We start from the raw sequence: 14,564 nt of genomic DNA on the forward strand, positions 1-14,564 counted from the left end.
GGAAAGCGATAATAAACCATACAAACAGCAGTAAAGGAATGAGAACGGTCATGATGAGATTTTTGATCTCATGGCCGAGGTGCATAAATTCTGCAACAATGTAGAATGCTTTCACCAGGGTAAGACCAATAAAGATCGAGTTCAGCAATACTCTTGGTAAAAACCCGAACTCCAGGTGTAAGAAAGCCAGACCTACTTCAAACACTGTGATACACAACAGTATCCAGAATGTTCTCCAGATTGTTTTGGTAGATGAATCAGCATGTGCGGCTTCATGCCCGGCATTATGTGTATGCTCCATTACTATTTAAATTAAATAAATTCTAAAATCAGATTCCAAACCTTGTTGTTTCTTCCTGTTTTATGATCAAAGCAGGTAGAAGCAGGTGAATACGAATACCCAAACCAGATCTACAAAGTGCCAGTACAAGCCTACTTTTTCCACCATTTCATAGTGCCCTCTCTGATCGTAGGTACCTTTCAGTACATTGGCGAGGATCACAATATTCAATACAACACCGGAAGTTACGTGCAATCCGTGGAAACCGGTGATGGTAAAGAAAAAGTTGGTAAAGTTGGTAGAAGCCAGTGTACCATCCACGTTATGGAAAGGATTGCGGCCCCACCATGCGCCTTCGTGATAGAGATGTGTCCATTCCCATGCCTGACAGCTCAGGAACGCGGCTCCACCAATGATGGTCCAGATCATCCATTTGGCAACGGCTTTTTTATCTCTCATGTGACCGGCGTGTACTGCCAGTACCATGGTTACAGAACTCATAATGAGGATGAAGGTCATCAAGCTCACAAACATCAACGGCAACTCGGCATGGCCCATGCCGGGAAATGATTTGAACACTTCATTCGGATCAGGCCAGGATGGGCTGGAAAACCGGATAGTACCATATGAAATCAACAATGCGCCGAATGTGAACGCATCTGACATCAGGAAGTACCACATCATCAACTTACCATAGCTCACATTAAAGGGAGAATATCCTCCGGCCCACCATTTTTTCTTCGCTGTAACTGCTGTATCCATTGTTTGTTTTATAAAATTTTACAAAGTTTATCTGGCGATACTTAAAAAAATTAACAGGTAAATCCACAGTATGTCCACGAAATGCCAGTATGTTGCTGCTACTTCAATGGGTACTGCGCTATAGGTTCGTACACGGGTTCTGTAAGCCCTGCCAAACATAATGAGTAATGCAACCACACCACCCAGTACGTGCAGCATGTGCACGCCTACAATAACATAAATAAAAGAAGCGGAAACAGGCCCGTTGAGTGGCAGTCCCACTGATTTCAATTGTGAAAATCCTATCCACTGGCAGGCTGCAAACACCACACCCAGGAATGCCGTAAGGGTGATCAGTTGTTTATAACGCTGCATATTCCTTTCTCTAAACTGCTTTAAAGCCAGGTGTATCGTTAAGCTGCTGGTTAAAATCACGGCAGTAGATACCCAGAAAATATGCGGCAGTTCAAATGCCAGCCAGTTTGCCTGGGATCTTTTAACAATGTAAGCACTGGTAAACCCGATAAACATCATGGTAATACTACCCATGGCGATCCATAAGGAATATTTATGCGGATGTATTTTCTTACGTTGTTCTAGTGTCATAGTATCCATCACTCCTCTTTTCAATTTACGCTTTGTCCAGCAATTGTACCAGCTGAACGATGGTCAGATAAATATAAGATCCGAACATGAGCTTTCTCGCTGCGGGAACATCATTTTTCCGGTACAGGTTAACAGCCCTGTAAAGGAAGAAAATACCCGCCAGAATGGCCACTATCGCAGAAATGCTTCCAGTGATCTTCAGGAGGTAAGGCGCTACGCCGGCAGGAATCAGCAACAAGGTGTACATAGCAGCCTGAATGGCGGTGTACTTGTTGGGCTCTCCGCTACCAGGCAGCATTTTAAAGCCGGCCCTGGCATAATCCTTATACGCAATCCAGGCTATTGCCCAGAAATGCGGAAATTGCCAGAGGAACTGTATGGCAAATAAAGACCAGCCACCTTCGCTGAGGTTGTTAGCGCCTGCGGCCCATCCGATCAACGGGGGCATGGCGCCTGGAATTGCACCTACCAATACGGCAAGGGAGTTCCATTTTTTCCAGGGCGTGTACACAAAACCGTATAACACCAAAGACAACCCGCTCAAAGCGGCACTTAACCAGTTGAAGCAGTATCCCATTACCAGGAGCCCTGCAACACCTGTGATTACAGCCAGTACAATCGCCTCGTTGTCGTGCATACGCCCTGCAGGCAGTGGACGGACAGCGGTACGCGCCATCAGCTTATCTGTATTCTTCTCCCAAATCTGGTTAATGGTATTGGCCGATCCGGAAACCAGCAACCCGCCAGCAAATAATAAAAGAACTTTTACTAAGTTAAACTCCACGCCTGGTACCAGCAGGTAACCCACTACCGACGAAAATACCACCATAAAGGTGAGATTAAACTTCATCAGCTGAGAGTAATCTTTCGCCTTACTGGCTACTGCATACGATGACGACAATTTTATGGAGTTTTCTTGCAACATTTTATTTCTAGCCACATCCCGGGTTTAAGTCCGGAACAAATTTACAAACATCACAGTGAACAAAATCCCGGCAGCAAGATTTTTCGCCTGAAAGGCATCTTCCTGCCGGAACTCCGGTTATATTTTAATGCGCTGATTCATTAGGTCCGATAGGCTCAGTTTGCGGAATGAAATCCCTTCCATCCTTGCTATAATCATAAGCCCAACGATACACTTCAGGAATTTCACCAGGCCAGTTACCATGTCCGGCATGGATAGGCGTAGTCCATTCCAGGGTAGTTGCGTTCCATGGGTTCAGTGTAGTCATCTTTCTACCTTTGAAAATGCTGTAGAAGAAGTTGAACACAAACAGCAGCTGTACAGCAAATACCAGGATTACCACGATGGTAATGAACTCGTTCAGGCCACCAAACTGTTTGAAGGAAGCCCAGCCGGATACATCATAGTACCTTCTTGGCATACCCGCCATACCCTCGTAGTGCATAGGCCAGAAGATCAGGTAAGCACCCACCAGGGTTACCCAGAAGTGGATGTAACCAATAGTGTTGTTCATGAAGCGGCCATACAATTTAGGGAACCAGTGGTAAATACCCGCAAACATACCGAAGAATGCAGACACACCCATTACAATGTGGAAGTGGGCGATCACAAACATAGTATCATGCAGGTGAATATCGATAGAAGAGTTACCTAACCAGATACCTGTTAAACCACCAGAGATGAAAGTGCTCACAAAACCGATAGAGAACAGGGAAGCAGGCGTAAAGTTGATATTACCCTTCCAGATAGTAGTGATCCAGTTAAATACCTTGATCGCAGATGGTACCGCAATCAGCAGGGTTAAGAGTACGAAGAATGCGCCCAGGAACGGGTTCAAACCTGTAACGAACATATGGTGCGCCCAAACCAGGAAGGCCAGGATACAAATTGCGAACAGGGAACCGATCATCGCCAGGTAACCGAAAATAGGCTTGCGGGAACTTACCGCCAGTACTTCAGATACCATACCCATGGCAGGGAGGATGATGATATATACCTCAGGGTGACCTAAGAACCAGAATAAGTGTTGATAAAGAATAGCGCTACCACCTTCATTAGCCAGGGCTTTACCGGCGATAAAGATATCGGACAGGTAGAAGCTGGTACCGGCGTGACGATCCATGAGCAGCAGGATGAAACCTGACAGCAGCACAGGGAAAGACAATACACCCAATACAGCGGTAAAGAAGAATGACCAGATAGTCAAAGGCATTTTGGTCATCGCCATACCTTTGGTACGCATATTCAGCAGTGTAGAAATATAGTTCAAACCACCCAGCAGCTGAGAAACAACAAACAGCGCCATACTGGTTAACCAAAGATCCACACCTATTTTAGAACCGATAGAAGCATCTCCCAATGCGCTCAGCGGCGGATACATCGTCCAACCTCCGGAAGCAGGGCCTGTTTGAACAAACAGGGAAGCCATCATAACCAGGCTGGCCAGGAAGAAGAACCAGTAGCTCAGGCAGTTCATGAAAGGGGAGGCCATGTCGCGCGCACCTACCTGCAAAGGAATCAGCAGGTTAGAGAAGGTACCGCTCAAACCGGCCGTTAATACAAAGAATACCAGGATGGTACCGTGCATTGTTACCAATGCGTAGTATGCTTCCGCTGTAATGCGGCCACCTTTAGCCCAATGGCCCAGGATACTTTCCAGCCAGGGGAAAGTGGCATCGGGAAAACCAAGTTGCAAACGGAACAGTACAGAGAAGAAAGCACCAATGATAGCCCAAACGATACCAGTAATCAGGAATTGTTTGGCGATCATTTTATGATCCATGCTGAACACATATTTCGAAATGAAACTGTCTTCATGGTGGTGCTCATGATCATGATGATCATGCGCTCCGTGCATTACCTCCTGTTGACTGTGCAATGTTGCTTCGTTACTCATAATCGGTTCGGTTTATTATAAACTAACGCCCGGGAAGTATCGTCGTTTGTCAGTTTGTTCTTATTGTTTTTAATTGTACTCCGTCAAAAATTCTTCTACCACAAAATTACAGCTTACCGGATATTGGCAGCTACTGTTTTTTGCGTGCTATCTGCTTTGGCTTCACCGGCAGGAGCAGCTGGAGCTGCAGCGTCAGCATGTGTCAGGCTATAAGTAGATTTCTGGGCAGCTACCCATTTATCAAATTCTTCCTGAGTTTCCACAACTATCACGCCTCTCATGGAGTAGTGACCACTGCCGCACATCTGATCGCAGGAAATTTCATAGGTGAAATCCGGGTTACCGGTTTTTTCCTTCATCTGTTTGGTGGTGTACTTTGGAGTAAACCACAGGGTAGTAGGAATACCCGGCACCGCATCCATTTTCATGCGAAAATGCGGTAAACCAACATCATGGATAACATCACGGGAACCGATGATGAACTTAACAGGCTTACCAACTACCAGGTGCAGTTCGGTAGGCATAAAGTCGTCTTTGTTCAAAGGATCGTTCCAGTCCAGACCCAGTTCATTACCGGCAGAAGGATCGATATTTTTCAGATCACGACGGCCCAGTGCGCCATCTTTACCAGGGTAACGGAAGATCCAGTTAAACTGTTTACCAGTTACTTCAACCACAGCAGCATCTTTTGGTGCTTCTGAAGTGAGCTGGAACCAGTGTTTCAGACCAAAAGCCACCAATATGGTTAAGGCGATAGCCGGGATAACTGTCCAGATAACTTCCAGTTTGTTATTATGCGGAAAATAAAATGCCTTGCGGCCTTCTTTCTCCTGGTATTTGAATGCGAACCAGAATAATGCAATCTGGGTAATAACGAACACAACACCAGTGATGGCGAGTGTTACATAAATAAGGGTATCAACGCCTTCCCCCTGTTCTGATGCAGATTCGCCCAGGATTTTGCCTTTCAGCAAATCATTACACCAGTACACTCCTATAAGCCCCAGCACCAGGAATGCAATCAGCAGGAAACCATTTATACGGTTGCTTTGCTCGCGCGCTTTCTTTTCTCCCTTCAATATGGACACATATTCGCTCGCCTTCGCAATCTGGAAGATGACTATGAATATGAGAACAACAACTAAGACTGCTAAAAATCCTGACATTGCTATATGAAATAATTAAGTTATCTAATGCTTTTCTTTTGCCTAATCTCCTTGATCACCTGTTAGGTGTGGTGAACGATACTTTCTTTCAGGTAAGGATGATTCTTCGGAACCAGTGATGCTTTGGTAAGCTGGTTGGCTACCAGGAAGATGATCAGTCCTACGAAACCAAGTCCGAGTCCGAGTTCATACCAGGGGAACACCAGGTTCTTAACAGAACCGGGAGCTACCATCTGCCAGAAATCCAGCCAGTGACCGAAGATGATCACGATAGCGATGAATACGATGGCAGTATAGTTACGTTTAGTGTCCCTTTTCATGAGGAACAATAAAGGAATAATAAAGTTGATCAGGAGATTCAGGAAGAAGATTGGTCTCCACTGGCCCCAAACACGCGGCTGGAAGTATTCAGTTTCTTCCGGCATGTTAGCGTACCAGATCAGCATGTACTGGGAGAACCACAGGTAAGTCCAGAAAATACTGAAAGCAAACATGAATTTACCCAGGTCATGCAGGTGCTCCTCATTTACAAAGGTGAGATAACCATGTTTTTTAAGATATACCACAAACAATGCGATCAATGCCAAACCGGATACCCAGGAGCTTGCAAAGGTGTACCAGCTGTACATAGTGGAAAACCAGTGAGCATCAATACTCATTAACCATACCCATGGAGTGGTGGAGCCAACACTGAGGGTATAAATCACCAGGAATCCACCGCTGATTACGGTATTTCTCCAGAGTAATTTACGGCCGGTTTCCGGGCGAAGATCCCATCCATCTTCTTCGATAGACATCTTACGGAGCTTCATGGTAAAAAATATCCAGAGTGCGAGTGTGATAATGGTAGCGGAAGTAAAGAATCCTTTACTCAGAAATGCAGATTTCCAGGTCAGTATTTTATCTTCTGCTACGTGGTGCGCGTTTACCCAGTGGTATACGCCATCCTTTTCACCAAACACCAGGATCATCACTACCACAAAAAGGATAGCAGACAAAACGGGAACGGCCATTGAAATAGCTTCGGGTACACGACGGAAAGCGATCTGCCAGCCACCATGTGCCAGGGTAGTAGCAGCTATAAAGAAGGTGCTCGCCAATGTAACCAGCAAAAAGAAGCTGCTGTTTTGCAACAGACCAGCCCAAAACCGTGTCGCGTTCTCACCGTGAAACGCAATTAATCCGATCAATAACGTCAGCAAGCCCACGCCCATTAACACGAAGCTGGTCTTTTTTAATCTTGCCGGTACTACAAATTGGTCTTTCATTACTGTATATTAAAATACTTGTTTGAAATTCAGTTTAACTCATTTATTTAGCTGCAGTGCTATCATTAGCAGGAGCGGCGGCAGAAGGGGCAGCAGCACCTGGCTGTTTACTCTTGATATATGCCGCAATCTTCCAGCGCTGCTCCCTGTCCAGCTGGCTGGCGTAGCTACCCATCATATTATAACCATAAGTCATTACATGGAACAGGCGGCCTTCTGTATAACCGGATTTTGCACCGGCTACCAGGTTGGCAGGAGCTGCAGGGTAAGGCCCATCTCCACCTTTGTACAGCGGACCATTACCATCCAAGGCAGTACCATGGCAGATACCGCAGTAGATATTAAACAAACGTTCACCTTCTTTAAGATCAGTCGGCGTAATAGTTAATGGATTCTTTACCAGATTAGCCAATGCCGTATCTGATTCTTTCAGATGGTATGGCAAAAGTTCTCCTCTTTTTACTGTTCCTTCCACTGGTTTCAGGCCTGACAAACGAGCATTGTAAAATTCATACGCACGGGATTCATACATGTCTGGCATATAAATCCTGCCGGGCTTTCTGTTATGCTCCCCCCTGTTACAGGCTGCCAGGAAAGCTCCAGTTGCCAATGCGGCTACAATCAATATGTTGGAAGTCCTTTTCATCAGAAATTATTTATCTAGCTTTCATTAGTCTTGCTTGCTCAAATCCTAATGTTGCAACGGTATATTTTAGCTGTTAATATATATTAAGCGTTTGTGGTCTGTATTTTCCGGAGATAAGGTTCATCATCCTTATCAAACCGACCGAACCACCATCCGGCTTCAGCTCTTTGTTCATGAACCTCATGCGCTCCCACCGATGACAGAAAACTCTTCACCTCTTCGGCATTTGTCTTTTCAGTCAGCTCAATTACCATTACAAACTTATCATCTGTTTGTCTTGGGTGAAAAATGTGCTTCTTAACACCCGGCATGATCTGGCACAGGTAACAAAAAGTGTACACCATTCCAACCGCAGAAAACAATACTGTCAGCTCAAAAGTGATAGGAATGAATGCTGGTAAGGGGAAGTGCGGTTTACCACCGATATTCAAAGGCCAGTCTACGTTAAATATCCAGCTCATGAAGGATAATGCTGTAGTGGTGCCTGTGATACCATATATGAAACCGGCTGTGTGCAGACTGGTTTCCCTTAAACCCATTGCATGATCAAGGCCGTGAACAGGAAAAGGAGTGTATACATCGTGCAACTTGTAACCCGCAGTACGCACTTTCTTTACTGCCGGGAACAACACTGCCTCATCGTCAAACAAGCCTACAACAAAATTTTTAACAGCCATATTTATAAAGATTCAAATTCCAAGTAATAAATTCTCTCAATTCGTCTTTTAGTGTGCGTGAGCTACATCATGAGCAAATTTCTCAGGCGCTTCTTCTTCGTACACCACCATCTTCTCTTTGTAATTTTCACCGGAAGTTTTCAGGATAGACTTGATTTCAGCCAGTGCAATTACAGGGAAATATTTGGCAAACAGGAAATAGCAGGTAAAGAACAAACCGAAGGTTCCCATGTAGAAACCTACTTCAGGCCAGGACGGACGATAGTAAGTCCAGCTGGATGGCAGGTAATCGCGGTACAGTGAAGTACAGATGATCACAAAACGTTCGAACCACATACCAATGTTTACAATGATAGACATTACGAATGTTACCGCTACGCTTCTTCTCATCTTACGGAACCAGAATACCTGCGGTGTGATTACGTTACAGGTCATCATAATATAGTATGACCAACCTAACGGACCAGCAGCACGATATTTAAAGAAGGTAGAAAATTCATAAGGGTTAGCGCCATACCATGCCATGAACAACTCAGTCAGGTAAGCGCAACCTACTACAGAACCTGTTAATACAATTACCTTGTTCATGGCTTCCATATGGCCCAGGGTAATGTATTCTTCCAGGTGTAATATTTTACGTGTAATGATCAGCAGTGTTTGTACCATCGCAAATCCGGAGAAGATCGCACCCGCCACAAAGTATGGAGGGAAGATGGTAGTATGCCAACCAGGAATTACAGAAGTTGCAAAGTCAAAAGATACGATCGTGTGTACAGACAGTACCAGTGGAGTAGCCAAACCTGCCAGTACTAAAGACAGCGCTTCATGACGTTGCCAGTGTTTGGTGGAACCCGTCCAGCCGAAAGAAGCTACACCATATAACAGCTTACGCAGTTTGGTTTTAGCCCTGTCGCGCACGCTGGCGAAATCCGGGATAAGACCGGAATACCAGAATAACAGGGATACGGTAAAGTAAGTAGAGATCGCAAATACGTCCCAGAGGAGGGGAGAGTTAAAGTTAACCCAAACCGGGCCACGGGTATTCGGATAAGGAAGAATGAAAAACGCCATCCATACACGACCCATGTGAATGATCGGGAACTGACCGGCACACATTACCGCGAAGATCGTCATCGCTTCCGCTGCGCGGTTCACCCCTGTACGCCAACCCTGGCGGAACAGGAGGAGGATGGCGGAGATCAGGGTACCGGCGTGACCAATACCTACCCACCACACGAAGTTGGTAATGTCCCAACCCCAACCTACGGTTTTATTCAGGTTCCATACACCAACACCAAAGTATATCTGCCAGAACACGGAAAAGGCGCCAAAGCCTAACAATGTCAGGGAGATGAAAAAGCCTACATACCACAGTTTTCCGGGCTTCCCTTCAATGGGACTAATGATATCTTCCGTTACCTGGTGATAATCCTTAACCCCGTCTACCAAAGGTTCTCTCAGTGTGGATTCGTATTTTAAATGCATATTCTATAAGCTTTTAGCTGCTAGCTTCTAGCTACTAGCCCTTGTCTTTTGTTATGATCTCAGATTCTGTTCTTTCTGTCTTTTTCTTAACGGTTACCTGTTAAGATCATTACGCGTGGTGCGCTTCTTCCTTATGTGCAGCTTCATTTTCTGCTTTAGGAGCGGCATCTTTGTTTCTGATCTTCGCCAGGTAGCTGATAGATGGCAGTACGTGTGTTTCTTCCAACACATAGTACATCCTGTCTACCTGCTGCTCGTTACGAATCTTATAGATTTCGCTGTTCTTATCGTTGATGTTACCAAACACGATGGCATCAGCGCCGCAAGCTTGCTGGCAGGCAGTTTTAGCGGCACCGTCTTTCATTGGGTGACCAGCTTTTTTCGCATCCAGTTTAGCTTCCTGTAAACGTTGTACGCAGAAGGAACATTTTTCCATTACACCACGGCTACGAACCACAACATCCGGGTTCAGCACCATGCGGGTAAGGTTATCGTTCATATCCCCCACATCATACAGGTTATTTTCAAAGCTGTCTGCACCATTCCAGTCTCTCCAGTTCAGGCGACGTACTTTATAAGGACAGTTGTTAGCGCAGTAACGGGTACCGATGCAACGGTTGTAAGCCATCTGGTTGATACCTTCAGAGCTGTGGTTGGTTGCTCCAACCGGGCAAACGTTTTCGCACGGAGCGTTATCGCAATGCTGGCACAGCATAGGCTGGAACACTACTTCCGGATTTTCGTCATCGCCGCTGAAATAACGGTCAATACGGATCCAGTGCATTTCGTGTCCCTTCGCTACTTCTTCCCGGCCTACAACAGAAACGTTGTTTTCCGCCTGGCAGGCAATGGTACAGGCGCCACAACCAAAGCAGGTGTTCAGGTCGATAGACATACCCCATTTGATACCAGGGTAGCTGTAGTTAGGATACAGCGTTGCATCCTTGCGGAAATCAGCGCCGAATTTCTTCAGTTCCAGTCTGTCTTCGTTTACTTCCTTAGGGTTCCTGATGAACTCTTCCAGGGTAGTTTCTTTAACGATAGGACGACCTTCGTAGCTATTATGTGTTTGTGTTGAAGCAACAATTTCTTTCTGACCGGTAGCTTCTACAGTGGCGTCAACAGTGAAGTAATCAAAGTTCTGACCGTTGAAGCTAACAAAAGGATAAGCGTTTTTACCAACACCGCCGGCAGCTTTACCAGCGTTGTCATTGCGGCCGTAACCTACTGCAATAGCGATTACATCCGGGTGCATACCTGGAACAATCACCAATGGCAGTTCAAGTTCTTTACCGTTGGTTTTCACCTTCAGCACTTTCTTCTCCGCATGGATTTCATAATCATCTCCTAATTCGGTAGAGAATGTTTTAGCCAGTTTATTGGAGATACAGGCGTAGTTACCCCAGGTAGAACGGGTAATCGGATCAGGCATTTCCTGTAACCATGGGTTGTTGGCAGATCTGCCGCTACCGATAGCTACTTTTTCATAAAGCACCAGTTCCAGTTTACCACCTTTTTTCGCACTGCTTATTTTAGATGCAGCACCGGCAATGTCACCGGCAAATGTTGCACCGGCTAAAGCAGGAGCCACCGCTGGTTCAACCACACCGTCCTGTAAAGCTTTATCCCATGCTTCCTGTCCGCCCAGTTTAGTGATCCACTCATTTTTCAGGTAATCCGCCCAGGTAGTGGCAGTGTTACCAGACCAGGAGAGGAATGTATCCTGTATAGCGCGTGTTTTGAACAGCGGGAGAATGGTAGGCTGAGCAAAGCTGTAGTAGCCGGTTCTTCCTTCTGCATCATTCCATGATTCCAGGAAGTGATGATCAGGAGCCGCATATTTACACAGTACAGTTGTTTCGTCGTTTCTGTCGTTGAACGATACTGCTACTTTTACTTTCTTCAGACCTTCAGCGAATTTCTGTGATTCAAAGTAATCGTAAGCAGGGTTAGCGCCATAAACCAGTAAAGCACCAATGCTGCCTGCGTTCATATCGCTTACCAGTGTGGTCATATCGCTGTCGATACCCTGGCGGTAATTGGAAGGAGATGCGAAATCGATGGTAGTTCCGTTGGCGCCGATGATGTTGTTGATGGCGTTTACAATGGTTTGTACATTTACATCGTTAGAACCGCTTACTACCAGTGCTTTACCGGAGTTAGCCTTCAGTGATTCCGCTGCTTTTTTGATACCGTCTGCTACACGTTTGTCGGCGATAGCCGGAGCTGTTACGCTGCCGCCTACTGCTGCCAGCAGTGCCAGTGCTATTGCACCGGATTCAGATGGTTTGTGTGTATATCTTTCGTCCGCGTTTGCACCAGTAAGGCTCATATGGCTTTCGAACGCGAAAAGTTTAGACATTTCGGGTTTCTGCGCATTGATTTTACGGGTTTGGGCAAACTGGCGGGCGTATTCAACAGGATTGAGCCAGGTTCCGATAAAGTCTGCTCCCAAACTTACTATCGCTTTGGCATTTTCAAAGTGGTAGGAAGGGATCACTCTTTTACCGTAGGAAGCTTCATTTGCCTGCAGCATACCGGAGTATGAAACTGCATCGTATACTACGTGGCGGGAGTTGGGATATTTTGCCAGAAATTCGCCGATCACTTTTTTTGTGGTCGGGCTGAGCAGGGTGGCACTTAATAAAACAACAGGAGCACCGCCTAAACCGGCCAGTGCTGCACCTACTTGTTTATCCAGTTCCGCCCAGGTTGTTTCCGTACCGCCAATTGTTGGGAAACGGAGACGGGCGGTATCATACAGGCTCAGTACAGCACCCTGTACTTTAGCCGATGTTGCGCCCTGGGTGATGGTTGATAAAGTATTCCCTTCCATTTTGATAGGGCGACCTTCGCGAGTTTTCACCACAACCGGTACATACTCACCATCAATGGCATAAGAAGAAGCATAATAATTGGCTACACCCGGGGTAATCTCTTCCGGTTTGTTTACATACGGAATAGCTTTCTTAACCGGTGTTTCACAGCTGGCAGCTATCGCAGCAGCAGCGGTAGTGAACCCCAGATATTTCAGAAAATCCCTGCGGGGGGTAGTAGCATTCAACAGGCCTTCACTCTCGAACGGCAGTTCTTCACTAAATTCGTTCTTCACAATTTCCTGATGCGCATCGGTATTGTGCAACTCCTCCAAGCCTTTCCAATACTTTTTTTGCTCCATGTTATATTAACGAGTTACGTTTATAAATTTGATATCTTCTGATTAAGAGAAAATCTCTCTAAATCCTTCCTAGTAGTGACATTTTTGACATTCAGTACCACCTACCATTTCAACTGTTACGCTATCGATCTTCTTATCTTTAATATCCTGATGAAGCTTTTCGAAGATGCTGTAATAGTTGTTGTCAGCAAACTGCACTTTGGTAGTACGGTGACAGTTAATGCACCATCCCATAGAGAGATCGGCAAACTGGTGTACTTCATCCATTTCGGTGATAGCACCGTGGCAGGTTTGACATTGCTGCTGACCGGCAACCACGTGTTGGGAGTGGTTGAAGTAAACGTGGTCGGGCAGGTTGTGGATCTTGGTCCATTCAATTGGTCTGCCTGGTTTGGTATATTTACCAGCTTCAGGATCCCAACCTACGTAATCGTATAATTTTGCGATTTCAGCGGTACCGTCTACCTTCTTACCTTCTGCAGTTGTCAGTTCAGGACCGGAGTACTCCTTAATGGCCTTGTGACAGTTCATACAGATATTTTCAGAAGGAATCATTGCATGCTTACTCTTCTCAGCACCGGCGTGGCAGTACAAACAGTTGATCTGGTTAATACCGGCATGTACCTTATGGCTGTAGAAGATAGGCTGCTCCGGCATATAATCTTTCTGGCGACCCAGGCCAATAGCACCCTGAATAGTGAAGTAACCGCCTACCATGAAGAGCACCAGTATAATCAGCGCCAGGTAAGCTTTATTCTTGTAGAAAGGAACAGGATCTGCAGTTGGAACACCCTCTTTATCACCAGCCAGCTTATTCAGGTTACTGTTGATCTGCATGAGGATCAGCGCCACTACTGCGAGGATCAGCGTGATGATACCAAACAGGAGACTGTTGTCATTGCCTTTGTCTTCAGCACCGGCAGTACCAGGCTCTGTTGCAGCGGTTTTGCCTCCGGGAGTTTTCGCTTGCTCATCCTTTACATAAGCCAGGATGTCGTCAATTTCCTCGTTGGATAACTGAGGGAACGGCGTCATCGCTGTTTTGTTAAACTCCTGATACAGAGCGTTGGCATATTTGTCCCCTGTGGCAAGTACAGAAGCAGAGTTGTGGATCCACTGGTGCAATAATTTCTTATCGGGCCAGCGATCTTCTACTCCCGCTAATGCAGGACCTGTCAGCTTCTTATGGACATTATGGCAGGAAGCGCAATTTGTTTGGAATAATGCTTTACCCTTCGCAGGATCCGCTGCCTTAACGGAAGAAAACGGAATTACTATACTAGCGCATAGAATAAGCACACTCACAAAATGCTTGCGCAAAAGAATGGAAACACGACGATACACAGCCTATATAGTTTAGATTTGACCTAAAGTTTCTTAAAAGTGCCAGCAAAAATAAGACAGAATGTTGACAATTTACCAACAATTAAAAAAAATTATTGTCTTATAGCGTGCTGTTTTTAATCTGTTTTTTAAGCAACGATTGAGCCGAAAGTCTTACTGCTGGCCTATTTGAATACTTCACCTGTTATTTCCTTTCAGAACTTATTATTTTGATTGAAAGTTTAATTCCTTTGTGGGCGCACGTCTACATCATAACGTGGGGCAAGGTTTGCGGGGATATAATTATAATATATGCAGATGAAAATCAAATAG

At 45.6% G+C, this 14,564-nt stretch carries 12 protein-coding genes; all 12 read right to left on the bottom strand.

All coding sequences use genetic code 11. From position 1 onward, the window contains the following. Nucleotides 1-301 (bottom strand): cytochrome C oxidase subunit IV family protein (locus tag VN105_RS05010; RefSeq protein ID WP_325638541.1); only part of this gene is annotated, 301 nt, incomplete at its 3' end. A 66-nt stretch (nucleotides 302-367) separates the two neighbouring features. Next, nucleotides 368-1,042 carry a cytochrome c oxidase subunit 3 gene (locus VN105_RS05015; RefSeq protein ID WP_142684303.1) on the bottom strand — a complete coding sequence of 225 codons (675 nt, stop codon included), beginning with the start codon at nucleotides 1,040-1,042 and terminating at the stop codon, nucleotides 368-370. A 27-nt stretch (nucleotides 1,043-1,069) separates the two neighbouring features. After that, complete coding sequence (locus VN105_RS05020; RefSeq protein ID WP_325638544.1) at nucleotides 1,070-1,627, bottom strand: cytochrome c oxidase subunit 3; 558 nt, start codon at nucleotides 1,625-1,627, stop codon at nucleotides 1,070-1,072. A gap of 25 nt (nucleotides 1,628-1,652) precedes the next feature. Next, nucleotides 1,653-2,567 (bottom strand): heme o synthase, encoded by a 915-nt coding sequence (gene cyoE, locus VN105_RS05025; protein ID WP_325638546.1) that lies wholly within the window; start codon nucleotides 2,565-2,567, stop codon nucleotides 1,653-1,655. 109 nt (nucleotides 2,568-2,676) lie between these two features. Continuing rightward, nucleotides 2,677-4,488 carry a cytochrome c oxidase subunit I gene (locus tag VN105_RS05030; RefSeq protein WP_325638548.1) on the bottom strand — a complete coding sequence of 604 codons (1,812 nt, stop codon included), beginning with the start codon at nucleotides 4,486-4,488 and terminating at the stop codon, nucleotides 2,677-2,679. 113 nt (nucleotides 4,489-4,601) lie between these two features. Further along, complete coding sequence (locus VN105_RS05035; protein ID WP_325638550.1) at nucleotides 4,602-5,654, bottom strand: cytochrome c oxidase subunit II; 1,053 nt, start codon at nucleotides 5,652-5,654, stop codon at nucleotides 4,602-4,604. A 62-nt stretch (nucleotides 5,655-5,716) separates the two neighbouring features. Further along, nucleotides 5,717-6,922: a quinol:cytochrome C oxidoreductase gene (locus tag VN105_RS05040; protein WP_325638552.1), complete on the bottom strand. Its 1,206-nt coding sequence runs from the start codon at nucleotides 6,920-6,922 to the stop codon at nucleotides 5,717-5,719. A 43-nt stretch (nucleotides 6,923-6,965) separates the two neighbouring features. After that, entirely contained in the window at nucleotides 6,966-7,568 is a 603-nt protein-coding gene (locus VN105_RS05045; protein WP_325638554.1) for a cytochrome c, read from the bottom strand. Nucleotides 7,569-7,651: 83 nt separating this feature from the next. Continuing rightward, nucleotides 7,652-8,245 (bottom strand): DUF3341 domain-containing protein, encoded by a 594-nt coding sequence (locus tag VN105_RS05050; RefSeq protein ID WP_325638556.1) that lies wholly within the window; start codon nucleotides 8,243-8,245, stop codon nucleotides 7,652-7,654. A gap of 48 nt (nucleotides 8,246-8,293) precedes the next feature. Next, on the bottom strand, nucleotides 8,294-9,730 hold the full coding sequence (nrfD, locus tag VN105_RS05055) for an NrfD/PsrC family molybdoenzyme membrane anchor subunit (protein WP_325638558.1): 1,437 nt from the start codon (nucleotides 9,728-9,730) through the stop codon (nucleotides 8,294-8,296). Nucleotides 9,731-9,839: 109 nt separating this feature from the next. Beyond that, entirely contained in the window at nucleotides 9,840-12,908 is a 3,069-nt protein-coding gene (locus VN105_RS05060) for a TAT-variant-translocated molybdopterin oxidoreductase (protein ID WP_325638560.1), read from the bottom strand. A 69-nt stretch (nucleotides 12,909-12,977) separates the two neighbouring features. Beyond that, nucleotides 12,978-14,252, bottom strand: coding sequence for a c-type cytochrome (locus VN105_RS05065; protein ID WP_325638562.1), 1,275 nt, complete (start codon nucleotides 14,250-14,252; stop codon nucleotides 12,978-12,980). Between the last annotated feature and the right edge of the window lie 312 nt (nucleotides 14,253-14,564).

Origin of the sequence: Chitinophaga sp., assembly GCF_035564935.1 — a bacterium.
Lineage (GTDB): Bacteria > Bacteroidota > Bacteroidia > Chitinophagales > Chitinophagaceae > Chitinophaga.